We start from the raw sequence: 22,025 nt of genomic DNA on the forward strand, positions 1-22,025 counted from the left end.
ATATTCATTTGAAAATGTTTATGTAACGAATTCAGGAAAAGACAACTTGTCCGGTATGCCATCCTATGATTAACGTTATGGATATGTTCGGCAGCACGGGCCTGTATAATGATTTACCCGTCGGTAAAAATCCTCAGCTTTGCAAATATTCTTGAAAACCCTTCATTTCCATTGGCCCTCGATACGTACCAGCGCGGTTTTGTCTGGTCCGACAAGCAGGTGTCCATCCTGCACGATGACCTGGTAGCGTACGCGCATGCTCCGACACCTGATGTCCCCTATTATATGGGCACGCTCCTGCTACATGAATGCGCGGAAAAAAGGAAACGGTTCATCATAGATGGCCAACAGCGCATGACGGCCCTGTGCCTGCTCTATCAGCAGGCTTTCGGATATTTTCCCGCAGGCCAGGACCTACGATATTCTCGCGCATCCGCAGGCGCCATTTCCGCCGCCCTTTGTCTGCTGAAAACCACACCGGGCAGTATAGAACCATCCATTTTCGGAAAAATTTATTTTACGGTCATTATTGTTGCCGACGTTGACATGGCTTTTTCGTTTTTCGACACGCAGAACAGTCGGGGCGTACGGCTTGAGACGACCGATCTTCTCAAGGCCTTCCATCTGCGCGCTATCGCACAGTGTTCGGACAGCAGACCCCAGGAAAGCCAGAAGAGTCTGATTCACGGTTTGCAGGACCATTGTGCAAAACGGTGGGAGATCATGCAGAAGGAAACGGAAAAGCGGCCGGATGGACAGAAGGATGGCGTGGATTTCGCTCCCCGCCTGTTTGAACTGTTTTTATGGCGGGCACGACGGTGGCAGGCAAACAAACGACCGCTCCCTGACCAGACCGGTCTCCTTGATGAATTCCAGAAGCAGACATGGCCCGCGGAACAGGGGCCCGATACGGTCGCGCTCTACCAGTCTCGCACAAACATCCGAGTGAGGAGCCTGGCCCTGTCCGAACAGGGAGAGATGATCCTGCACGGCAACCGGATCACGCTGGGAATGAATGTAGGGCAGCTTCCTTTTAGTCTCAGGCAACCCATCCAGCAAGGAGTCGGATTTTTTCTCTATGCTGACAAATATGCCAAATTGTACCAGAATATTTTCGTGGATCAGTCTGACAGATACACATATTTCAGGCGGGTCCTTGATGAGCTGATTCTAAAAAACCAGAAATATATTATTGAAATTTTTCATTTATCGTCCCTGACGTATGTCGACCAATTTGGCGAGGAATCCCTAGATGAATTTGCGCTGAGGCTGGAGTTTCTTTTTGGAGAAATCCGTCTTTCCCATGACAGGATTGCGAAAGAGACGGCCCAGAAATTTTTCTCGGACCTTCAGGGTGACGAACTCAATCTGCTGGATGTGATAACGCAGGCCAGCCACCCCCGCCAGGTGAACATATACCTGAAAAGCCAGGCCAAGTCCTGCCGGGAAACCTATCGTCAGGATCAGGCACCGATCGGCAGCACGGTCAAGGGACGATACAAAAAAGCGGTCCTGAAGTTCTTTGGAAAAGAGACGACCTCCCTGGCAGAAAAAGAGGCGTGGGTCGAATCTGAGATAGAGAGATTGCATGCAGAACGTTAAGTCCGAGTGGTGTACACTGAAGAGTATTGTAGATCATGACCCCACCGAGGCCTGGTTTTTTAATGTGCCGCTGTACCAGCGTCTGTATGTATGGGGTCACGAACAGATTTCGACCCTCCTGAACGATATCGCCAATGCCTGCGAACGGCAGGACACGCAGTTTTTCCTCGGAGGAATTCTAGTGGTCGAAACAACGACCGAGGAGGAACACAGGGCAAAGCGGCGTACCTTTGACCTGATTGATGGGCAGCAGCGTTTTACGACGTTGTTTCTGCTCAGCCAGTCACTGGGCTGGAGAAGGGAACTTTCCTCCTTCGGTAGGGTCGAGCGGAATGGGGGATTCACATCCCGCCTGAATTTCTCGGTGCGGCCCGATGTTAATCGCTATTTCGAGGCAATGCTTCAGGAGGCGGAGGATGCGTTGACCACTGTTCCAGACACACTGTTCATGCAGAATGCCCGGCAGGTCATGACGGCCTTCCGTGAAAAACGGGCTCTGGATGAAGCCGGAATAGGAAAAATAGCCCGTTATATTTACGAAAATGTCCGCTTTGTGCGTACGGAAGTCCCAAGGCAGATGGACCTGAACAAGCTGTTTGAAGTAATCAATGCTCGCGGCGTTCAACTTCAGCATCATGAAATCCTCAAGGCGCGGCTCCTGCATGCCATTCCCGCCGAAGAACGCCAGCGTTATGCTGCGTTATGGGATGCATGCGCTGACACGAAAGGCTTTGTGGACCAGACTTTACGTCAGGGGCGCGACAAACTCTCCGGGTCTGCCCTAGCGACGCTGTACAAGCAGCAAAAACTGGCCTGCGCCCCATGCGTGCGTGACCTTCTCGCCCGACAAGAAGCATTGCAGAAAACCGATGACTCCCTGTCGGGTTATCGCAGCCTGGCGCAGATTGCCAACGTGGATCACGAGAAGACCATGCAGAAGGAACAGGTAGAGGGTGACGATCACTGGGCAGACAGCATCATCGGTTTTCCCCTTTTCCTGCTGCATGTCCTGAGGATATGGCTTTATGAAAATAGCCGTAAGGATCTAGACAGGATACTGGATCGTGACCTAACGAAGATATTTGAAGAATTCTTTTTCTCTTCGGAAACGCCGCAGCAACAGGAACAGGATGCCAAAGGGTTTGTCGATCTTGTCTGGACGATCCGAGTGCTATGGGATGCCACAATCATAAAATGGGCCGAGGCTGAAATCAGGTCCGAGAGTAGGCCAGACCGTATTCATATGCTCTGCAAGACGTCCGTTTCCGGTGAAAAAACAACACTGAATCTGACAAGAAGCATTAATTATCAAGAAAATGCAGAGCTGTCTCTATTGCAAAGCATGTTGTATCATACACAGGAAAATACAACGCAGTATTGGATGACGCCTTATTTATATTATGTATATAAAAACCAAAACTCCTCCTCTGATTGCTACTTAAAATATCTGCGTCATCTGGATAATTATTTGCTAAGTGAGGAAACGGACGAACCGCTTGTAAAGCGCACTCGCTCCTTTATAGAGCACCCTTGGCGCACCGGACCGTTAACAGATTTCGCAGATTATCTGCGTGGCAGGCATGGGGTACATTTTCGTCATTACTGGTTTTACAAGCTGGATTTTGTATTGTGGCACAGTGCCCAACAAAGTGGCGCACAAGAAGAGTGGAAGAATTTCCGCTTCACAGCCAAAAACTCCGTAGAACATATCTCGCCGCAGCAACCCCAGCCTACAGACTATAATATTGTCAGTCCTGATAACAGGGATGATTTCGGCAACCTTGTTCTGTTGTCAGGGGGAATTAATTCGGAATATAGTAACAGACCATTCAATGAAAAGAAGATAAAATTCGAGAATATCAAAAAACATGGACGTATTGAATCTCTGAAAATGGACCTTATTTACCAAAATGTACAGTGGAATGATGAAGTGATGGAACGGCACCGAGAGAGCATGATTAAATCTCTGGAGAATTATTACCGAGAAGATATTTAACCATCTTGGAGCTCTGTCTGTTGTCTGTAAACGCGCCGCTGGGCCGCCGCTTCCTGTGCGTGTTTCATGCGCTGCGGTGCTCACTACCCATCAAGGCCGCTCTGCTCCGATGTTCAAAAACATACGATGGGCACAGCCCGTTCCGGGCCACGCTCGTTCACTACAGACAGTCCGTTTTCTGAAAGCCTGAATAACTCCTCTAATGACTGACATGAGGACGGATTCTGCCTGTCTGCTTATGCATCGAGCGGACAGGCTGTCCGGAGAAGCGAACCGTCGTTTATTGGGCAGCGAGAGAGGCAATCGGCCATCCGTAATGTCGATGTCCGTGACACAGCTACGCTGCCTAGACCTTGGTCAATTGGCAGTCGAGACGTATTGCCGAACCCCTCATTAGCCTTTAAAAATTGCCTCTCTGTGCTGAGCTAGATAGGTTGTCTGTGCATTCGTAAATGCGCCGACGTTAATAATGTTATCCAAGCCCCAAGCCGACCAAACCTCAGGCGGTAGCATGGCTGATTTCAGTAACGTTCCATCATTGGCAAAGCTAATCAGACCACGGTCAAACAATCGATCAACATGTGGCGACAACAGCAGGCCATTGCAGCCATCCAGTTTTTCCTGATCCGTGCAGTCCCGCCAGGGTTTAATATGACTGGCAATCAGAAAACGTGGATCTGATACACCAGTTATACGACACCGTCTTTCGTTCAGTCGCACATTGGCCTTAAACACGCCTTGCCCGCGGCGGGCTAGAACCAATTGCTGTTTTTGAGTCTCGCCAATATCTGTGCGTCCCATCACGGCCGTTTGTGCCTGTTCGTCTGCAACTTCACCTGCTTCGTCAACTGGTTCTGTCGCCACGATCTTCGAGACAGAAAGACCCATTTTGCCTAGCAACACTTGGGCAAATTCTTCCGAGACTTCGGTAAGGTACACGCCCTGGTTGCCATTGCCGTTAGGCTGCAGCGGCGCGTACTTAGTGGCTAAGAGAGGTGTTAACTCATCGATAAAGTCCTTGGGCCGTATGGGTCTCTCAGTGACCTCAAACTCAACTGGCACTAACCAACCCTCGTCGCTCCATTGGTCGCCTACACGACCCAACTCGGGCTTGCTCGCGGACTCAACAGGCCCCTGTGCAATGCCTACGGCTTTAATTTGTGTGTCGCAAAACGATAATACCAAGTCGCCCGGCTGCACTTCGGTCATCGTGTCATAAAAATGGTTGCGACCGCCATCTTTCCGGCGTTTGGGCGACCACAGGAACCCGCCTTCGATTTCCTGTTTGTAGGTTTGGTTTTGATTAACCCACCAATATCGCATGTTCACTTTGTACTTTCGTGTTGTGTGCCGAGTGGGCAGCGACAGTTCCAACAATCGAGTATTCGCTACCGCCCAGTTCAAGATCAGCAATTTGTCGCTGTATGTTCATTAGCTTCATCATTTACCCTTAACCGCCGAATCTTACTGATCATGTGTGCCTTGCCCACCGTAGATGGGGGCCAAGCGGAAGCCGCACCTCCATCATGCCCTGCTGACCAGTTCGTCCAGCGCTCTGATGATCGCGTCCTGATCGCGTTCGGCCAGGACGCCGACGGCGGTTCCGAGCCGCGCGGCGGGGACAGTCGCCAGGTCGAACGGGTTGGCAAAGACCTCCTCTCCCTCGACTTCGAGATACGGCGTCAGTGGATGGTCTGGCGGGGCGCTGCCGGACCGTCTGACGAGCGGCATGATGACGCGGCCCACGCTGCGCTCCAGACGGCTGCTCTGGATTTGGACGACGAACAGGATGTCCCGGTTTCGGCCGGGGTTCCGGTAGATCGCGAATTGCGGCATCTGATCAGAGCGTCGAGAATTCGTCGCTCAGGAAGCCGTGCCGCGCATGCAGATCGTTCACCGCGTCGATCACACCGTCAAGCCTACGCTGTTCGTCCTCGCGCTGTTGACGCGCGGATTGCAGGTAGTGGCCCAGCAACGTCTCGACCGTCGCCGAGAGGTTAGGCGTCACTTCCCGGACCTGCGCCAGCAGATCGGTGTTGAGCGACAGATTGACCGGGCGGCGGGGGGCGCTCCGGTCATAGGAAACGCCGAGGTTGGTACGGCTGGGCATGATCCGACTCCTTATGCGCATGTCGTGCGCATAAGATGAGGATGCCGACACCAGACCGCAACGGGCAAGTATTTTTTCGCTCCTGCCCGCTACGGTACGACGACCAACGGATCATGCTTGCGCCTTGGAAAAAGCCGGTTCTTCGCTGTCTCCCATAACGAGGGGAGGGATCGATGGACCAGCCGGGAACACGTATCCAGTGGGGGCAGGCGCTCGTGGCCCTGTCCATGATCGTGCTGTCCTGGTGGACGGCGACACAATGGACGGCCTGGGAACTGGCGTTCCAGCCAGAACTCGGCCGACCGTGGTTTACGGTACTGCACCGATGGCCGGTCTACGCCCCGCCGCTGTTCTTCTGGTGGTGGTACAAGTTCGACGCCTACGCCCCGGCGGTTTTCGCGCGCGGCGCCTGGATCGCGGGTTCCGGCGGGGTGCTGGCCTTCGCGGCGGCAGTAGCACTCTCCGTCCACCGTGCCCGCGAGGCGAAGCGCGCGGCGACCTATGGCTCCGCCCGCTGGGCTGAGGACGCGGAAATCTGTGCGGCGGGGCTGCTGGGCGAGGATGGCGTGGTGCTGGGCAAATACCGCCGGGCCTATCTTCGGCATGATGGCCCCGAGCACGTCCTGACCTTCGCGCCCACCCGCACCGGCAAGGGCGTGGGCATGGTGATCCCCACACTCCTGACCTGGCCGGGGTCGGCCATCGTCCATGATATCAAGGGCGAGAACTGGCAGATCACCGCCGGTTTCCGCAATCGCTTCGGGCGGGTGCTGCTGTTCGACCCCACCAATCCGGCGTCCTCGGCTTACAACCCGCTGCTGGAGGTGCGGCGCGGGGCGTCGGAAGTTCGTGACGTACAGAATATCGCCGACATCCTGGTCGATCCCGAGGGTTCGCTGGAACGGCGCAATCATTGGGAGAAGACCTCCCATGCCCTGCTGGTCGGCGCGATCCTGCATGTGCTCTACGCCGAGGACGACAAGACGCTCGCCGGTGTAGCGAAACTCCTCTCCGATCCGAAGCGGTCGATCGAGGTGACCCTGTCGGCCATGATGCGGACATCGCATCTCGGGAAGGCCGGGCCGCATCCCGTCGTGGCGTCCGCTGCGCGGGAACTGCTGAACAAGTCGGATAACGAGCGCTCCGGCGTGCTGTCCACCGCCATGTCGTTTCTCGGCCTCTACCGCGATCCGGTGGTGGCCACCGTCACCAGTCGCTGTGAATGGCGGATCGGCGACCTGCTGGAGGGCGAGCAGCCCGTTTCCCTGTATTTCGTCATCCCGCCCTCGGATATCAGCCGCACCAAGCCGCTGATTCGCCTGATCCTCAACCAGATCGGGCGGCGGCTGACGGAGGATCTGTCAGGCCGGGAGGGGCGGCGTCGCCTGCTGCTGATGCTCGATGAGTTTCCCGCTCTTGGCCGTCTGGATTTCTTCGAGAGCGCGCTCGCCTTCATGGCGGGCTATGGGATCAAGGCGTTCCTGATCGCCCAGAGCCTGAACCAGATCGATAAAGCCTACGGCCAGAACAACAGTATTCTCGATAATTGCCATGTCCGGGTCAGTTTCGCCACGAACGACGAACGTACAGCAAAGCGCGTATCTGACGGTCTGGGTGTGGCCACCGAGATCCGGTCGCAGAAGAACTATGCCGGGCACCGGCTGTCGCCCTGGCTCGGGCATCTCATGGTTTCGCGTCAGGAGAGTGCGCGGCCCCTGATGACGGTGGGCGAGGTCCAGCAACTCCCGGCACGGGAGGAAGTGGTCATGGTGGCGGGGTGTCCGCCCATCCGGGCGCGCAAGGCGCGGTATTTCCAGGACCGCCGTTTTGTCGAACGTGTCCTGCCGCCGCCCGATCCGGCGCAGCTGCCACGGCCTGTCCGGCCTGATGACTGGAGTGGCCGTCCATCTCATGCCACTCCTTCACCAGAGGAGACAGCACCGTCAGCAGCGCCCGACAAGCCCGACGATGCGGACAGTGATGAATCCCTCGGCACAGGGCGGAAGTGGTCACGCGAGCATGATCCGGCAGAAACCGGCAAACGCAAGCCGCGTGCGGCACCGGACCTTTTTGGTGAGGAACCACCACCGAATCCGGAAGCGCGGGACCGTGCCGATCTGACGCGGATTGCCCGTCAGGCCGGGCTCGACCGTGGCAACGATCTCGGGTTGTGAGAGCGTGATGAGAACATCCCCGAAGAAGGCGCGGCTGTCGGTCTATCTGGAACCAAAGCTGCTGGATGCCCTGACCGCCCATACGGCGCGGCGCGATCTGTCCCTTTCCCTCGTGGCGGAAGCCGCCATCGCATCCTTCCTGTCGCCCGATGCCGATGAGCGGCGGGAAGCGGCAATGAGCCGCAGGCTGGACCGTCTCGACCGGCAGGTCGCCCGCATGGAGCGCGATCTCGGGATCAGCCTTGAGACGCTGGCGCTGTTCATCCGCTACTGGATGACGGTCAGTCCGCCCTTGCCGGAACCGGCCGCAGCGGCGGCGCGGGCGCAGGGGGCGGAACGCTACGAGGCGTTCGTGGCTGCCCTTGGCCGACGACTCAGTCGGGGGCCATTTTTCCGGCATGAGATCCCGGAGGATGTGCCTCCCACATCGGAATCCTGATCCCGCGATCCGCAAGTAAAAACCGCATCCGTTACGATCCTGTACGATCGCAGGAAAATGCTGTTGAAAACGGCAGAAAACAGCACTCTCTAATGATCCCCGTCGTCATCCGGAGAGGCCGGATGACCCAAACGGACGGGGATTCCCATGGCGGTTACACCGATTGAAAGTGGTGCCCGACAGCGTGGGATTTCCATGCTGCGCACGGCGATGGGATCGGCGATCGCGGGGCATCTTGCCGATCCTTCCGTGGTCGAGGTGATGCTCAATCCCGACGGGCGGCTGTGGATTGACCGTCTGTCGGAGGGCCTGTCCGACACGGGCGACAGGATTACGCCCGCCGATGCCGAGCGCATCGTGCGCCTGGTCGCGCACCATGTCGGGGCGGAGGTGCATGAGGGTGCGCCGCGCGTATCGGCGGAACTGCCAACCGGCGAACGGTTTGAGGGATTGCTGCCGCCCGTTGTGACTGCCCCGAGCTTCGCCATCCGCAAGCCCGCCGTGGCCGTGTTCACTCTCGATGACTATGTCGCTGCCGGAATCATGACGGAGGGGCAGGCGGTGTTTCTGCGCCGCGCTGTTGCGGAGCGGAAAAACATCCTGGTTGCCGGCGGGACATCCACGGGCAAGACCACGCTGGTCAATGCCCTGCTGGCCGAGGTGGCCAAAACCGGTGATCGCATCGTGCTGATTGAGGACACGCGCGAACTGCAATGCGCGGCACCCAACCTCGTGTCCCTGCGCACAAGGGACGGCATCGTCATCCTGTCCGAACTGGTCCGTTCGGCCCTGCGCCTGCGGCCCGACCGTATCCCGATCGGCGAGGTGCGCGGTCCCGAGGCACTGGATCTGCTCAAGGCGTGGGGCACGGGTCACCCCGGCGGCATCGGCACGCTTCATGCCGGCACCGCCATCGGCGCCCTGCACCGCATGGAGCAACTGATTCAGGAGATCGTGGTCACGGTGCCGTGCGCGCTGATCGCCGAGACCATCGACGTGATCGCCGTCTTGTCCGGGCGCGGCACGCAGCGCCAGTTGTCCGAACTTGCCACCGTGGACGGGCTCGACCCCGCCACAGGCGCCTATCGCATTCATTCAATTGAGACCGATGGAGATTCCTAATGAACCTCATGCTGTTCCGCGTGCGTCGGCACGCGCCTGCCATTTCCATCATGCTGCTTTCGGTCGCATGGTGCTCCTCGGCCCTGGCCTCGGGCTCCGACATGCCATGGGAAGAACCGCTCAACCAGATCCTGGAATCCGTGCAGGGACCGGTGGCGCGTATCGTGTCGGTGATCATCATCACCGTGACCGGCCTGACCCTGGCCTTCGGGGAAACCTCGGGCGGTTTCCGTCGCCTGATTCAGATCGTCTTCGGACTAAGCATCGCTTTTGCGGCGTCCAGCTTCTTTCTGTCCTTCTTCTCCTTCTCGGGTGGGGCACTAATCTGATGGCCGCCGGATATGACGATGATGCGGTGCCGGGCTTCCATGTCCCGGTGCATCGGTCCCTGACTGACCCGATCCTGCTGGGTGGGGCACCCCGGACGCTGGCGATTGCCAACGGCACGCTCGGGGCGGCGATTTCGCTGGGCCTGCGGCTGTGGCTGGTCGGCGCGTTGTTCTGGATCGTGGGGCACAGCCTTGCGGTCTGGGGGGCGAAGCGCGATCCGCTGTTCGTGGAAGTCGGGCGGCGGCATCTCCGCTACCCCGCCTGGCTGCGGGCATAGGGAGATCGGCCATGATGTTTCTCAGTGAGTATCGCAACCGGAATTCCCTCCTGTCCGACTTCCTGCCTTGGGCGGCGCTGGTCGAAAAAGGTGTTGTCCTGAACAAGGACGGTTCTTTTCAGCGTACTGCCAAAATACGCGGTCCCGATCTCGATAGCGCAACGCCCGCCGAACTGGTCGGCGTGACGGGACGGCTGAACAATGCCCTGCGTAGACTGGGTTCCGGCTGGGCCGTGTTCGTCGAGGCGCAGCGCGTCCCGGCAACAGTGTATCCCGAGAGCGATTTCCCCGATGCCGCCTCGCACATGGTCGATCTCGAACGGCGCGAACAGTTCGAGGATGAGGGGGTACATTTCGAGAGCCGCTATTTCCTGACCCTGGTCTGGCTGCCGCCGGCGGAATCGTCCGACCGGGCAGCCCGGCTCATGTTTGAGGGCCGGGAGCGCGAGGGGCCGGACCCGCATGGCGTTCTGAATGCCTTCATGGATCGCAGTGACCGGCTTCTGGCGTTGCTGGACGGTTTCATGCCCGAGGCGGTCTGGCTGAATGACGGCGAAACCCTGACCTACCTGCACAGCACCATTTCGACGCGGAACCAGCGTGTTCGGGTGCCAGAAATTCCGGTGCATCTGGACGCCCTGCTGGTGGACCAGCCCCTCTCGGGTGGTCTGGAGCCAAAACTCGGTGACGCCTTTATCAAAACCCTGACGATTACGGGCTTCCCAAGCAGCACCTTCCCCGGAATTCTGGACGATTTGAACCGGCTGGCCATGCCCTATCGCTGGTCCACCCGTGCGATCCTGCTCGACAAGAACGACGCCACCAAGGTTCTGACGAAGATCCGGCGTCAATGGTTTGCAAAGCGCAAGAGTATTGCGGCCATTGTCCGGGAAGTGATGACCAACGAGGCGTCGGTCCTCGTGGACAACGATGCCGCCAACAAGGCGACCGACGCCGATCTGGCTTTGCAGTCCCTTGGTGCTGACGATGTCGGACAGGCGTATCTTACCGCGACCATCACGGTCTGGGACGGTTCCGCCTCCATCGCGGCCGAAAAGCTTCGTCTTGTCGAAAAGATCATTCAGGGTCGGGACTTCACCTGCATGGTGGAAAGCCTTAACGCCGTGGAAGCGTGGCTGGGGTCGTTGCCCGGCCATTTCTACGCCAATGTGCGCCAGCCGCCGGTTTCGACGCTGAATCTCGCGCATATGATTCCCCTTTCCGCCGTGTGGGCGGGATCGGAGCAGGACGGGCCTTTCAGGGCTTCGCCGCTGTTCTACGGCAAGACCGCCGGGGCCACGCCGTTCCGGTTTTCCCTGCATGTCGGGGATGTCGGTCACACGCTGATCGCCGGACCTACGGGGGCGGGCAAATCCGTGTTGCTGGCGCTGATGGCGCTCCAGTTTCGCCGCTACGTGGGATCGCAGATTTTTGCCTTTGATTTTGGTGGTTCCATGCGGGCGGCGACGCTGGCGATGGGTGGGGACTGGCACGATCTCGGCGGCGGGCTGACGGATGACAATTCCGAATTCCCTGCCGTCTCACTTCAGCCGCTGGCGTGGATGGATGATCCGGATGAACGGAAATGGGCCGGTGAATGGCTGGGGCAGATCCTTGTCGGTGAAGGGGTCACGCTGACCCCGGAGGTGAAGTCTCATATCTGGTCGGCCCTGAATTCCCTGGCGTCATCGCCCAGCCATGAACGCACGATCTCAGGTCTGGTCGCACTCCTCCAGTCCAATGCCCTGAAGCAGGCGCTGGCCCCATACTGCCTCGGTGGTCCTTATGGCCGGTTGCTGGATGCGGATGCCGAACGGCTGGGTGACGCCGATGTCGTGGTGTTTGAAACCGAGGGGCTGATCGGGTCCGGCGCGGCATCCTCGGTTCTCTCGTATCTGTTCCATCGGATTGAGGGCCGTCTGGACGGTCGCCCGACGCTGCTGGTCATCGACGAGGGCTGGCTGGTGCTGGATGACGGCGATTTTGCCGGCCAGCTCCGGGAATGGCTGAAAACGCTGCGCAAGAAGAACGCCAGCGTTATTTTCGCCACACAGTCCCTGTCCGACATTGCCAATTCGCCAATCGCCCCGGCGGTAGTGGAAAGCTGTCCCACGCGCATCTTCCTGCCCAATGAGCGGGCGATCGAGCCGCAGATCATGGCGCTCTATCGGGACTTCGGCCTCAACGACCGGCAGATCGCCATCATCGCCCATGCCGCGTCGAAGCGGGAATATTACTGCCAGACCCAGCGCGGCAACCGGCTGTTCGAACTGGGGCTCGGGCCGGTCGCACTCGCCCTCTGCGCCGCCTCCGGGAAGGGCGATCACAAGCTGATCGACCAGGTGCTGGCGGAACATGGGCGGGACGGCTTTCTCCCGGCCTGGTTCGAGGCGCGGGGTGTCACGTGGGCGGCCGACCTTCTGCGGAAAGGGGGTGTGTCATGACGGAAAAACTTTTCCACATCCGTGCAAGATTTTTCCGCCGAGCAAGCCTGTTGGCGTCCGTCATGGCCCTGACCGTTGGTGCCGGCGTCAGCTCGGTGCAACCCGCCCACGCGCAATGGGCAGTCTATGATGGGGCCGCGCATGTCCAGACCGTGCTGATCGCGGCGCGGGAGTTGCAGCAGATCGACAACCAGATCACCTCTCTGGCCAATCAGGCGCAGATGCTGGTCAACCAGGCGAAGAATCTCGCTACCCTGCCGCTGTCGACATTGTCGACGCTGCAATCGACGATTTCCCAGACCACCACGCTGGTCGGGCAGGCGCAGAACATCGCCTATTCGGTGACGTCGGTCGAACAGCAGTACCAGAAGGCATACAGATCGATTTCCTCGGGCATGTCCGACAGCGCGCTGTTCAGCCAGGCGCAGACCCGCTGGCGAAATTCCGTCGGCGGCTTCGAGGACGCGCTCAGAATGCAGGCTCGCGCAGTCGGCAATATCCCGTCTGACAACAGCGCCATGACTCAACTCGTTTCCGCCAGCCAGAGTTCGAGCGGCGCACTCCAGGCCGCCCAGGCCGGGAACCAGCTTCTGGCCCTGCAATCCCGCCAGCTTTCGGACGTGGTCGCCGTCCTGTCCGCCAATGGTCGGGCCGCCGATCTGGAACGGGCGCGGCAGGCGGTAGCCGAGGCGGAAGGCCAGGCGCAATACGAGCATTTCGCGCAGCACGACGCCTACGTGCCGAGCGCCGTCTCCATCTTCAATGACGGGAACTGACGGTCATGGCAGGCACGGGCATGACGAACGCAGGCGTCATCGACAATTTCCTGAACACCTTTACCACGACGATCGATACCGGATTCGGTCTGGTGAAAAGCGATGTCGTATCCCTGGCCGGCAGGCTGTCCGTGCTGGACATCGCCCTGGCCGGCCTGTTCTGGGCCTGGGCGGCGGACGAGGACATCATTCAGCGTCTGGTGAAGAAGACGCTCTATATCGGCTTCTTCGCGTTTGTCATCGACAATTTCGACGCACTCTCGAAGAAGATCTTCGACAGCTTCGCAGCCCTCGGCCTGAAGGTCGGTGGCGGCACGCTGGCGCTGGGTGATTTCGTGCATCCCGGCAGGCTGGCGGCGACCGGGTTTGATGCGGCCCAGCCGCTGCTGGATGCGATGCACCAGTTCCTCGATCCGATCCATTTCTTTACCGGCTTCGCCCAGATCGCGGTGTTCCTGATCTCCTGGTTCATCGTCATGGCAGCGTTCTTCGTGCTCGCCGTCCAGCTTTTCGTGGCGATCGTCGAGTTCAAGCTGACCACGCTGGCGGGATTCATCCTGATCCCCTTCGCGCTGTTCAACCGCACGGCCTTCCTCGCCGAGAAGGTGCTGGGCAACGTGGTGTCCTCCGGCGTGAAGATCATGGTCTTCGCCGTAATCAGTGCCATCGCCTCCTCGCTGTTTTCCCGGTTCACCACCTCCTACGGCGATAGCCTGCCCACCATCGGCCAGGCGCTCTCGGTGGTGCTCGCTGCCTTCGCGATGATCGGGCTTGCCATCTATGGCGGCAGCGTCGCCAACGGGCTGATTTCCGGCGCGCCACAGCTTGGCGCGGGCGCCGCTGTCGGCACCGGCATGGCGGTTGGCGCGATGGGCGCCGCTGCCGTGGCGGGCGTTGGAGCGGTTGCCTCTGGTGGGGCTGCGGCCGTGGGTGCCACCGCTGCCGCCGCGCGTGGCGGAGCTGCGATCGCGGGTGCGGCCAATACGGCTTATTCCATGGGTGCCATGAGTGCTGCTGGCGAAAGTGCCGGTGCCCGCATGGCAGCCGGGCTGGACGGTGTCGCCCGGGCGCCGGGTAGCGCTGCCGCGAATGCCGTGAAGAGTAAAATGTCCTCTGCGGCCACCGCCATGCAGCAGAGTTACGGCGAGGGTGCGCGAGGGGCTTCCACCGCGACAGGCGGACGCTTCACGGGAGGGTCCGATGCGGGTGCCGGGTCGTCCTGCGGCCCGTCAGGTAATGGCGGAGGGGGTGTTGCCGGTGGCGGTTCTGGCCCCGAGGGCACGCCACCCCGCTGGGCGCGGAGCATGAAGCGCCGCAACGCAGCCACCCATGCCGCCGAGGCTGCCCATATCATCCGCTCGGCCGATGGCGGCGGCGGAGCGGCGTCCATCGATCTGTCGGAAAAGGAATAAGAACAATGTTCCGTCGCTCCACCTCACGCTACGGGATCACGCCCGAGCCTGTAACCCCATACCAGAAAGCAGCGCAGATCTGGGACGAGCGCATCGGCTCCGCCCGTGTGCAGGCCCGCAACTGGCGTCTGATGGCGTTCGGGTCATTGTTTCTGTCCGCCGGCCTTGGTGCCGGGCTGGTCTGGCAGTCGGTGCGCGGCACAGTTGTGCCCTGGGTGGTGCAGGTGGAGCGGCTGGGGCAGGCGCAGGTCGTGATGCCCGCAACGGCGGGCTACACACCGACCGATCCGCAGATCGCCTGGTATCTGGCGCAGTTCATGCAGGATGTACGCTCGCTGTCGTCGGACGCCGTGGTGGTCCGGCATAACTGGCTTCGTGCCTATGATTTCACCAGCGTTTCCGGTGCCGTGGCGCTGAACGATTATGCCCGTCTGAACGACCCGTTTTCGCGCATCGGGCGTGAGCAGGTCGAGGTCGATGTGTCGTCGGTCATCCGGTCTTCTCCCGGAAGTTTCCGTGTTGCCTGGACCGAGCGCCATTACCGCGACGGCGCCTTTACCGGCACTGAACGCTGGACTGCCATCGTGTCCATCGTGCTGCGCACGCCCCGCGATGCTGACCATCTGCGGAAAAACCCGCTCGGAATCTACGTCTCCGCCATCAACTGGTCGAAGGAACTCGGACAATGATCCGCATGGTCATGCGCGCCGTTCCACTGGCGCTGCTCACCCTGGCCGCCTGCGCGGGGCAGTATCATCCGCCCGTCATCCGTTACGATGACGCTGTTCAGGCCGTGCGCCTGCCGGACCCGCCGAAGCCCGTCCAGGTGGTCGAAGTCCCGAAGCCACTTCCCCTGCCGGGCCAGCTCAAGCCGCTGCCCTCACGACGCGCGGTCCATCCGGCATCCGAAGTCGCCGACCCCACAACGCGTGTGACGCAGGCCAATCTGGCGGCCCGCATCCAGCCCACGCGGGCCGGGTTCATCAATGCCGTGCAGGTCTATCCCTATTCTCCGGGTGCCCTCTATCAGGTTTACACCTCGCCGGGCGAGATCACCGACATCATGCTCCAGAAGGGTGAAAAGCTGGTCGGCACCGGGCCAGTTGCCGCTGGCGATACCGTGCGCTGGATCATCGGCGATACCGAAAGCGGGACGGGAACAACGAAGCGGATTCATATTCTGGTCAAGCCGACACGTCCCGATCTCACCACCAATCTGATCGTCAATACCGATCGCCGGACCTATCTGGCCGAACTGCGCTCCACCCCAGCCACCTACATGGCGTCGGTGTCCTGGGACTATCCCGAGGATGACCTTATTGCGTTGCATCATCAGGACGATGCAGCGGAGAATGAGGCGCCGGTGGACGCGGGGCTGAATCTCGACGCCCTGAATTTCCGCTACGCCATCCAGCCGGTGAAAGGCGGGACACCGCCCTGGCTGCCCGGCCGGGCGTTCGATGATGGCCATAAGGTCTATATCGCCTTTCCATCCGGGATCGGGCAGGGCGAACTGCCGCCGCTCTTCGTACTCGGGGCCGATGGGGGACGGGAACTGGTCAATTACAGGGTGCGACAGAACTGGATGATCGTCGACCGCCTGTTTGCCGCCGCTGAATTGCGCCTGGGTGACAAACATTCCGAGCAGCGCGTGCGCATCGTGCGCACGGACGGACGGCGGACATGAGCGGGCAGGCCCCGACAGCGGGAAGCCCCGCAGGTGCTGCGCCAGCGTCACCGCCACTCGACCTGCGTCTGAGGGCCGACCGGCCGCGCGTGGTCCGTCTGTCGCGCACCGTGGTCTGGTCGCTGGGTGGGGTCGGCATGATCGCGGTGGCCTTCGCGCTGGGCTATGCCCTTCAGGCCAGCCATCGTCCGCCATTCCCGCCCGCTACGCAGGACACCGATGTCCGTCCTTCGGCCGACGGGCTGGTGGGACTGCCGTCCGACTATGTCGGCAATGGCGTGCCGAAGCTCGGTCCCGCGCTGCCCGGTGATCTCGGACGCGCCATCCTGCATGCGCAGGGGAGGGCGGTGTCCGGCACCGAAGACCATCGTGCCACACAGGAGGTCGAGGCCGCGATCGCCAGCCGACTGTTCGTGCAGACCGGCACGGGCACACGGGATCAGCCCGGCGAGATGTCCAATCCCGCCATGGGGACCGCTCCTGCCTCTCAGGGGCCAGCAGCCCCTTCGGAGGACGAACAGGCCGGCAATCGCGCCTTTCTGGAGGGGCAGCCGGATCGCGCGCCAACCAGCCCCGACCGCATCCTGCCGCTGGTCTCGCCCTACGTCCTCCAGGCGGGCACGGTGATCGCTGGCGCGCTGAACACGAAGATCAGCTCAGACCTGCCGGGCCAGATCGTCGGGCATGTGACCCAGAACGTCTATGACAGCCCGACCGGGCGCTATCTGCTGATCCCGCAGGGCAGCACCCTGTTCGGAGCCTATAATAGCAGCGTCTCCTTCGGGCAGCAGCGCACCCAGATCATCTGGACCCGGCTGATCTACCCAAACGGCGAAAGCCTCGTGCTGGAAAAGCTGCCCGGTGGCGACGCCATCGGCCAGTCCGGCCTGTCCGACGAGGTGGACAATCACTGGGGCCAGCTTTTCAGGGCAGCCCTCGTCACCACCATGCTCAGCGTCGGATCGGAAGCCGGGACGTCATGGAACGAGAACAATCTGATGCAGGCCATCCGCTCCGGTGCCAGCAACGGCTTCTCCATGGTCGGCAACCGGCTGATCGATCGGAGGCTCAACGTCCCGCCAACCCTGACTGACCGGCCGGGACTGCCGTTCACCGTCCTTGTCGGGCACGATCTGCTGCTCAAGCCCTATCGGGATTAGGGAGATATACGATACGATGACGGACCTGAAAATCAGGGAACTGCCTGATGAGAAACCGGTCAGAATGACCGTGGCGCTACCCGTCGATATTCATCGTGACCTGCTTGCCTATGCAGCACTTCTTTCCGGTAGCGGCGAGGCAATGGATCCAGCCCGGCTGGTCGCACCCATGCTCCGGCAGTTCATGATGTCGGACAAAGGATTTGCCAGGGCACGACGGCAGGCAAAAACAGCATCATCGGAAAAATAGGCTCACTGTCGATGAGATTCGAGATGCCGCGCAAAGGTTTGGGCACAGGGATTTTCGTTGTCCGCTCGCCAGACGATCCCGAATTCCAGATGGGAGGAACCGTCGACGTCCCGGATTTCCATGGTCGCGACACCATGCCCATGCTGATCGCGGATCAGTGGCAGCCACGAAGCGGGCAGCAGGGCGATGCCTTCGTTGTTCTGGACGAGTGCGACAACCCGATTGCTGCCGATATCATGACGCCGGATCTTCGGGCCGATATCTGTCTCTCCTAGCTTGCGCTGGATGAGCGTCTCGAAGTCCTGACCAGCGTTGTTTCGTCCGATCAGGAATATTTCATGACGCAGGTCCGCCCAGGACACTTCCGGTTGTGTCGCGAGAGGATGACCGGTGGGGAGTGCGGCTACGATGCGGTCGCTCCACAGAGGCGTAACCCGTAACGCAGGGACCAGATCGCGGCGGGTGACGACCGCGAAATCGATCTGCCCGTGCTGGAGGCGACGCAAAAGCCTTTTGCCTGTGCCCTCAGAATAACGAAAGACGATATCGGGATATGTGGTGCGGAACTCCGCTGTGAAGGCGGAAAGTCTTCCAGGCAGGACGCAGGTCTGGATGCCGACGGAGATCTGGCCGTTCTCGCCCTTGCCCGTTCGCCGTGCGCGGGCGTTCATGCCGGCCACATTGTCCAGGATCGTCTGGCTCCAGCGGATGAATTCCTGGCCGAACGCAGTTGGTGCGGCACCGACCGGGGAGCGGGTGAACAGCCTGACCTCAAGCCGTTCCTCCAGGTTGTGCAGGGATCGGCTTACAGCCGACTGCCGGGTGTTCAGGAAACGCGCCGCCCCGTGGATACTGCCGTGCTGGGCGATTGCCCGCACGCACAGCAATTGCCACAGATCGAACGGCGGGCGACGCATTATTGCGGTCGCTGTCTTGTCAGACTTGGGTCCGAAAAGAGAAGCTTTAGTTGTATAGAATACATTCGGAAACTCATAGTATATTTATTCACTTATTTAACCTTGTGTTGGAAATTTTTTATATCTCGTCAAAGAGAACTTTATGCCTGAGGATTCATTCGGGAACTGCGCATGACAAGTTTCCTGGTTGTTAGGAGTTAAATCCGCCATCGACATCGATGATCGATCCGGTGATAAAACCGGCATCAGGGCCAGCGAGAAAAACGATCGCTGCGGCAACTTCGCCGACTTTGGCAAACCTCTGGATCGCGTGAGATTCCATGATGATTGGTGGCAGATGGCCCTTTGAGCCGGCGGCCATATCGGTATCCATTATTCCGGCCTGAACGACGTTGACCGTGATGTTACGCTTACCGAGATCGCGCGCGGCACCGCGGCTGTATCCAATAACGGCCGCCTTGGTTGCCGCATAATTGGTCGTGCCTGGGAAGGCGACGCGCGTGCGCAATCCGGAGCCGACCGAGACGATGCGGCCTCCGTCTGGGAGTACCTTTGCCGCGGCGCGGATGTTCGAAATAACGCCCATGGTGTTGATCATCCACTGCCGGTCCATCGCCGCATTATCGATCGTCGGATCATCGAGCGTCTTGCCCTGCCAAGCGACCGCAGCATTGTTAACCAGAATGTCGAGCTTGCCGAATGTCTCGATCACCCTGTCGATGAGCGGTGCCGAGGTGGCCGGATCACCCTGATCCGCCTGGATCGCAACCGCGCGTATGCCTTTGTCTTTCAGACTTTCGACGACAGCTGAAGCTTTCTCGGCCGATGCTACATAACTGATCGCGACATCGGCACCCTGGTCCGCGAGGGCCCCAGCCGTTGCGGCCCCTAAACCGGCTCGCTACACTGTTGGAATAGTGCCGCCATCAAGAAGGTAATCCACTCCGACGATATAGCCGCTGCGGTCAGAAGCCAGAAACGCAACAAGTTCTGCCACCTCTTCAGGACGGCCCGGGCGACCAACAGGGATACCGCCAATCATATTCATGACGTACTGACGTGCAGCATCCTCGGATATGTGCCTATTTTGCTGGATTTCCGTGATCATCCCATGCGCACCAGACGTCTCGATAAAACCTGGTGACACCATATTTACCCTTACGCCGCCTGCTGCAACCGCCCTCGAAAGGCCCTTACTGTAAGTTCGTAGTGCGCCTTTTGCAGAAGCATAGGCCAGTGTCGACTGTGATGGCGGCATGATATGGGCGATTGAGCCTATGTGAATGACCACGCCGTGCTTTCTTTCGAGCATCCCCGGAATGAAGGCACGGTCAAGACGGACTGGCGCCATCAGATTGATATCAAGTACCTGCTGCCAGAACGCATCTGTCAGTGTCTCGAAGCCGCCGGGAGGCGTAGCCGTGGCTCCAAGATTATTGATGAGAATATCAAGTCCGCCCCATTTGTTCTCAATTTCCTTCACAACCGCATCAACGCCCGCGGTTGTCCCGAGATCAGCCGCGACAAACATGAGATCGGCATCCCGGGAGGCCGAGGGCGCGCGCGCCGTTGTTGCAACCTGTGCACCTGATGCGGCAAATCGATGGGCAATCGCCGCGCCAATTCCCTTCGTGCCGCCTGTGACCAGCACTCTCTTCTTATCGAACTCGTTTTTCATCTTGCGTGATAACTCCAGATTACGTCTGAGAAAGAAGAATGACGATGCGACGTCGTCCTGGTGGCTGCGCTTACTGTCTGCAGTGCTCAGATCCTGCAGACATTTTCTCAACCGCGTCTCTGCGGAAGCAGGATGGGGAATGATCGTTGATGATGCCAATCGCCTGCATCCAGGCATAGACGATGGTCGGGCCGACGAACTTGAATCCCCGCTTTTTCAGTGTTTTCGAGATAGTCCGGGATAACTCAGTTTCCGTGTCGGACCCTGTCCCGTCCAATGGTCTGCCGTCTGTGAACGACCAGCAGAAGGCGGCGAAATCGTCCCCGGCCTCCTGCATCGCATTGAAAATCTGTGCGCCCCGAATGGTCGCCTCGATTTTGGCACGTGCACGGATAATACCAGCATTCCCCATCAGTCGCCCGACATCTTCTGTGGTGAAGGCAGCGACTTTCCTAGGATCGAAGCCCACAAAGGCCTCCCGGAACGCCGCACGTTTTCGCAGCACGATTTCCCAGGAGAGTCCTGCCTGAAAGCCTTCGAGCATCAGCATTTCCCAGAGCTTGCGCGGATCACGCTCTGGCACGCCCCATTCGGTATCATGGTAATCCTGCATCAGGGGGCTCGAACTGGCCCAGGCACAACGACATTTATGATCCATGAAGCGCCTCTTGTATGGCATTACAGGTCAACGATACGGGTATCGGCTATGGTCTCGGCAAAACCGTTCCCGAACAGGCCGGCAGGCGTCTGGAAGCCGGGGTGGACTTCGCCCCCAAGCACGCGGCGCGCGGCTTCGACTGCGGCCAGAGGCGTGAAGGTGTAGCCGTTCACCGTATCAAGAACCGAACGGACTGTGATGCCATTCGCTCCCGTTACCTCGGCCGCTGCCTGATAGCGGTGTGCTGCCCGTTCCTGCACGCCGGGGCCATCAGGAAGAAGTGCGAGATCGCCACCCGGAAAAGCATCGCCCGAGATATGCACGAATGTCTCGATATCCGGAATATGGGTTGCCCGTCCAATCGTGATGAGATCTGGAAGTGTCACCGAAAAACATGACACCGCACCATGGCCGAAATCAAAAGGCCTCTGGTCGGGTGCCGGACATGCGACAAGATGGCCGTCTTTGCAGATCAGCGTCTCCGGCGTTACATTTTCCGCAGCACTGATTGCCGAGCCACGTGACATGGTGCCGGAGACATTCAGCGCAATGGCGATTTTTTGGGGGGCCTGCACGCGTTCCGCCATATGCCCGGCGAGGCATCCCAGCATGGCAACACTGCCGCCGCTGCCCGGAAGCAGCATGACGCCTGCGGCACCGGCAATCGTATCCAGTTGCGCGGCAAGGCGGTAGCTGTCCAGTTCCGCCGCGATATCAAGGTAATGAACCCCACAGCGAATGGCACTCCGCATCAGTGGCTCAGCCGTGCGTCGATAAGGGCCTGCACAGTTCAGCAGCACCGTCACATCTGACAGGGCCAGATCGATGGCGGTGTTCTGTTCGAGGCTGAACACACGATAATCCGCCTCAAGCCGGGTCGCGAGTTCCTCAAGCCCGTCTGCCCTGCGACCGGCGAGAATGATGGAAAGATTGACTGCTTTCGCATGCTCGGCAACCATGCGGCCGGTATAACCATAAGCCCCATAGATCATC

Annotated in this window: 21 protein-coding genes and 1 pseudogene; 14 read left to right on the top strand and 8 right to left on the bottom strand. The window is 59.7% G+C overall.

The genetic code is table 11. The features are described from left to right. Positions 1–108: 108 nt before the first annotated feature. On the top strand, positions 109–1,602 hold the full coding sequence (locus tag AC1RQ9_RS10805; RefSeq protein ID WP_485986880.1) for a DUF262 domain-containing protein: 1,494 nt from the start codon (positions 109–111) through the stop codon (positions 1,600–1,602). Further along, entirely contained in the window at positions 1,589–3,598 is a 2,010-nt protein-coding gene (locus tag AC1RQ9_RS10810; protein ID WP_485986881.1) for a DUF262 domain-containing protein, read from the top strand. The genes AC1RQ9_RS10805 and AC1RQ9_RS10810 overlap by 14 nt, the downstream gene beginning before the upstream one ends. 393 nt (positions 3,599–3,991) lie before the next feature. Here the strand turns inward: AC1RQ9_RS10810 and AC1RQ9_RS10815 are convergent, their stop codons facing one another. The 3 genes from AC1RQ9_RS10815 to AC1RQ9_RS10825 form a co-directional block, all read right to left on the bottom strand. Then, entirely contained in the window at positions 3,992–5,011 is a 1,020-nt protein-coding gene (locus AC1RQ9_RS10815) for an HNH endonuclease (RefSeq protein WP_485986882.1), read from the bottom strand. Positions 5,012–5,122: 111 nt separating this feature from the next. Further along, positions 5,123–5,434 carry a CcdB family protein gene (locus tag AC1RQ9_RS10820; RefSeq protein ID WP_485986883.1) on the bottom strand — a complete coding sequence of 104 codons (312 nt, stop codon included), beginning with the start codon at positions 5,432–5,434 and terminating at the stop codon, positions 5,123–5,125. 4 nt (positions 5,435–5,438) lie between these two features. Beyond that, positions 5,439–5,708 (bottom strand): type II toxin-antitoxin system CcdA family antitoxin, encoded by a 270-nt coding sequence (locus AC1RQ9_RS10825; protein ID WP_485986884.1) that lies wholly within the window; start codon positions 5,706–5,708, stop codon positions 5,439–5,441. A 173-nt stretch (positions 5,709–5,881) separates the two neighbouring features. Between AC1RQ9_RS10825 and AC1RQ9_RS10830 the strand changes: the two genes are divergently transcribed. From AC1RQ9_RS10830 to AC1RQ9_RS10885, 12 genes are all read left to right on the top strand, one after another. Beyond that, positions 5,882–7,882 carry a conjugal transfer protein TraG gene (locus tag AC1RQ9_RS10830; protein WP_485986885.1) on the top strand — a complete coding sequence of 667 codons (2,001 nt, stop codon included), beginning with the start codon at positions 5,882–5,884 and terminating at the stop codon, positions 7,880–7,882. Positions 7,883–7,889: 7 nt separating this feature from the next. Beyond that, positions 7,890–8,321: a CopG family transcriptional regulator gene (locus AC1RQ9_RS10835; RefSeq protein ID WP_485986886.1), complete on the top strand. Its 432-nt coding sequence runs from the start codon at positions 7,890–7,892 to the stop codon at positions 8,319–8,321. Positions 8,322–8,468: 147 nt separating this feature from the next. Further along, on the top strand, positions 8,469–9,443 hold the full coding sequence (trbB, locus tag AC1RQ9_RS10840) for a P-type conjugative transfer ATPase TrbB (RefSeq protein ID WP_485986887.1): 975 nt from the start codon (positions 8,469–8,471) through the stop codon (positions 9,441–9,443). Beyond that, positions 9,443–9,772 (top strand): TrbC/VirB2 family type IV secretion system protein, encoded by a 330-nt coding sequence (locus AC1RQ9_RS10845; RefSeq protein ID WP_485986889.1) that lies wholly within the window; start codon positions 9,443–9,445, stop codon positions 9,770–9,772. The genes trbB and AC1RQ9_RS10845 overlap by 1 nt, the downstream gene beginning before the upstream one ends. Further along, entirely contained in the window at positions 9,772–10,050 is a 279-nt protein-coding gene (locus tag AC1RQ9_RS10850) for a VirB3 family type IV secretion system protein (protein ID WP_485986890.1), read from the top strand. The genes AC1RQ9_RS10845 and AC1RQ9_RS10850 overlap by 1 nt, the downstream gene beginning before the upstream one ends. 11 nt (positions 10,051–10,061) lie before the next feature. Next, complete coding sequence (trbE, locus tag AC1RQ9_RS10855) at positions 10,062–12,494, top strand: conjugal transfer protein TrbE (protein WP_485986891.1); 2,433 nt, start codon at positions 10,062–10,064, stop codon at positions 12,492–12,494. Next, positions 12,491–13,270: a P-type conjugative transfer protein TrbJ gene (gene trbJ / locus AC1RQ9_RS10860; protein WP_485986893.1), complete on the top strand. Its 780-nt coding sequence runs from the start codon at positions 12,491–12,493 to the stop codon at positions 13,268–13,270. The genes trbE and trbJ overlap by 4 nt, the downstream gene beginning before the upstream one ends. Before the next feature lie 5 nt (positions 13,271–13,275). Then, positions 13,276–14,682: a P-type conjugative transfer protein TrbL gene (gene trbL / locus AC1RQ9_RS10865; RefSeq protein WP_485986895.1), complete on the top strand. Its 1,407-nt coding sequence runs from the start codon at positions 13,276–13,278 to the stop codon at positions 14,680–14,682. 5 nt (positions 14,683–14,687) lie between these two features. Then, entirely contained in the window at positions 14,688–15,371 is a 684-nt protein-coding gene (trbF, locus tag AC1RQ9_RS10870; RefSeq protein WP_485986896.1) for a conjugal transfer protein TrbF, read from the top strand. Then, the gene (gene trbG / locus AC1RQ9_RS10875) at positions 15,368–16,369 is read left to right on the top strand and encodes a P-type conjugative transfer protein TrbG (protein ID WP_485986897.1); all 1,002 of its coding nucleotides are present in this window, start codon (positions 15,368–15,370) and stop codon (positions 16,367–16,369) included. Before trbF ends, trbG begins: the two co-directional genes overlap by 4 nt. Next, positions 16,366–17,529: a TraB/TrbI/VirB10 family type IV secretion system protein gene (locus tag AC1RQ9_RS10880; protein ID WP_485986898.1), complete on the top strand. Its 1,164-nt coding sequence runs from the start codon at positions 16,366–16,368 to the stop codon at positions 17,527–17,529. Before trbG ends, AC1RQ9_RS10880 begins: the two co-directional genes overlap by 4 nt. Before the next feature lie 16 nt (positions 17,530–17,545). Continuing rightward, positions 17,546–17,779, top strand: coding sequence for a DUF2274 domain-containing protein (locus tag AC1RQ9_RS10885; RefSeq protein ID WP_485986899.1), 234 nt, complete (start codon positions 17,546–17,548; stop codon positions 17,777–17,779). Positions 17,780–17,781: 2 nt separating this feature from the next. Here AC1RQ9_RS10885 and AC1RQ9_RS10890 read toward each other — a convergent pair whose 3' ends face one another. The 5 genes and pseudogenes from AC1RQ9_RS10890 to AC1RQ9_RS10910 form a co-directional block, all read right to left on the bottom strand. Beyond that, entirely contained in the window at positions 17,782–18,696 is a 915-nt protein-coding gene (locus AC1RQ9_RS10890; RefSeq protein WP_485986900.1) for a LysR family transcriptional regulator, read from the bottom strand. Between the two features lie 190 nt (positions 18,697–18,886). Beyond that, positions 18,887–19,582 (bottom strand): annotated as a pseudogene (locus AC1RQ9_RS10895) (SDR family NAD(P)-dependent oxidoreductase); the annotation flags it as partial. Between the two features lie 15 nt (positions 19,583–19,597). Next, positions 19,598–20,374, bottom strand: coding sequence for an SDR family oxidoreductase (locus AC1RQ9_RS10900; RefSeq protein WP_172158682.1), 777 nt, complete (start codon positions 20,372–20,374; stop codon positions 19,598–19,600). 70 nt (positions 20,375–20,444) lie between these two features. Continuing rightward, the gene (locus AC1RQ9_RS10905) at positions 20,445–21,032 is read right to left on the bottom strand and encodes a DNA-3-methyladenine glycosylase I (RefSeq protein WP_485986901.1); all 588 of its coding nucleotides are present in this window, start codon (positions 21,030–21,032) and stop codon (positions 20,445–20,447) included. A gap of 20 nt (positions 21,033–21,052) precedes the next feature. Further along, a complete protein-coding gene (locus tag AC1RQ9_RS10910) occupies positions 21,053–22,024 on the bottom strand; it encodes a saccharopine dehydrogenase family protein (RefSeq protein WP_485986902.1) in 972 nt (323 codons plus the stop codon). Position 22,025 lies beyond the last annotated feature (1 nt).

It is taken from the genome of Komagataeibacter ossonobensis (genome assembly GCF_057359305.1).

What these genes read in the sequence shown, in the direction of transcription:
- AC1RQ9_RS10845 (WP_485986889.1), top strand. Translation starts at nt 9,443, where the DNA reads ATGAACCTCATGCTGTTCCGCGTGCGTCGGCACGCGCCTGCCATTTCC.
- trbB (WP_485986887.1), top strand. Translation starts at nt 8,469, where the DNA reads ATGGCGGTTACACCGATTGAAAGTGGTGCCCGACAGCGTGGGATTTCC.
- AC1RQ9_RS10850 (WP_485986890.1), top strand. Translation starts at nt 9,772, where the DNA reads ATGGCCGCCGGATATGACGATGATGCGGTGCCGGGCTTCCATGTCCCG.
- AC1RQ9_RS10825 (WP_485986884.1), bottom strand. Translation starts at nt 5,708, where the DNA reads ATGCCCAGCCGTACCAACCTCGGCGTTTCCTATGACCGGAGCGCCCCC.
- trbL (WP_485986895.1), top strand. Translation starts at nt 13,276, where the DNA reads ATGGCAGGCACGGGCATGACGAACGCAGGCGTCATCGACAATTTCCTG.
- trbJ (WP_485986893.1), top strand. Translation starts at nt 12,491, where the DNA reads ATGACGGAAAAACTTTTCCACATCCGTGCAAGATTTTTCCGCCGAGCA.
- AC1RQ9_RS10885 (WP_485986899.1), top strand. Translation starts at nt 17,546, where the DNA reads ATGACGGACCTGAAAATCAGGGAACTGCCTGATGAGAAACCGGTCAGA.
- AC1RQ9_RS10830 (WP_485986885.1), top strand. Translation starts at nt 5,882, where the DNA reads ATGGACCAGCCGGGAACACGTATCCAGTGGGGGCAGGCGCTCGTGGCC.
- trbF (WP_485986896.1), top strand. Translation starts at nt 14,688, where the DNA reads ATGTTCCGTCGCTCCACCTCACGCTACGGGATCACGCCCGAGCCTGTA.
- AC1RQ9_RS10805 (WP_485986880.1), top strand. Translation starts at nt 109, where the DNA reads ATGATTTACCCGTCGGTAAAAATCCTCAGCTTTGCAAATATTCTTGAA.
- AC1RQ9_RS10890 (WP_485986900.1), bottom strand. Translation starts at nt 18,696, where the DNA reads ATGCGTCGCCCGCCGTTCGATCTGTGGCAATTGCTGTGCGTGCGGGCA.
- AC1RQ9_RS10835 (WP_485986886.1), top strand. Translation starts at nt 7,890, where the DNA reads ATGAGAACATCCCCGAAGAAGGCGCGGCTGTCGGTCTATCTGGAACCA.
- trbG (WP_485986897.1), top strand. Translation starts at nt 15,368, where the DNA reads ATGATCCGCATGGTCATGCGCGCCGTTCCACTGGCGCTGCTCACCCTG.
- AC1RQ9_RS10900 (WP_172158682.1), bottom strand. Translation starts at nt 20,374, where the DNA reads ATGAAAAACGAGTTCGATAAGAAGAGAGTGCTGGTCACAGGCGGCACG.
- AC1RQ9_RS10910 (WP_485986902.1), bottom strand. Translation starts at nt 22,024, where the DNA reads ATGATCTATGGGGCTTATGGTTATACCGGCCGCATGGTTGCCGAGCAT.
- AC1RQ9_RS10880 (WP_485986898.1), top strand. Translation starts at nt 16,366, where the DNA reads ATGAGCGGGCAGGCCCCGACAGCGGGAAGCCCCGCAGGTGCTGCGCCA.
- AC1RQ9_RS10810 (WP_485986881.1), top strand. Translation starts at nt 1,589, where the DNA reads ATGCAGAACGTTAAGTCCGAGTGGTGTACACTGAAGAGTATTGTAGAT.
- AC1RQ9_RS10820 (WP_485986883.1), bottom strand. Translation starts at nt 5,434, where the DNA reads ATGCCGCAATTCGCGATCTACCGGAACCCCGGCCGAAACCGGGACATC.
- AC1RQ9_RS10905 (WP_485986901.1), bottom strand. Translation starts at nt 21,032, where the DNA reads ATGGATCATAAATGTCGTTGTGCCTGGGCCAGTTCGAGCCCCCTGATG.
- trbE (WP_485986891.1), top strand. Translation starts at nt 10,062, where the DNA reads ATGATGTTTCTCAGTGAGTATCGCAACCGGAATTCCCTCCTGTCCGAC.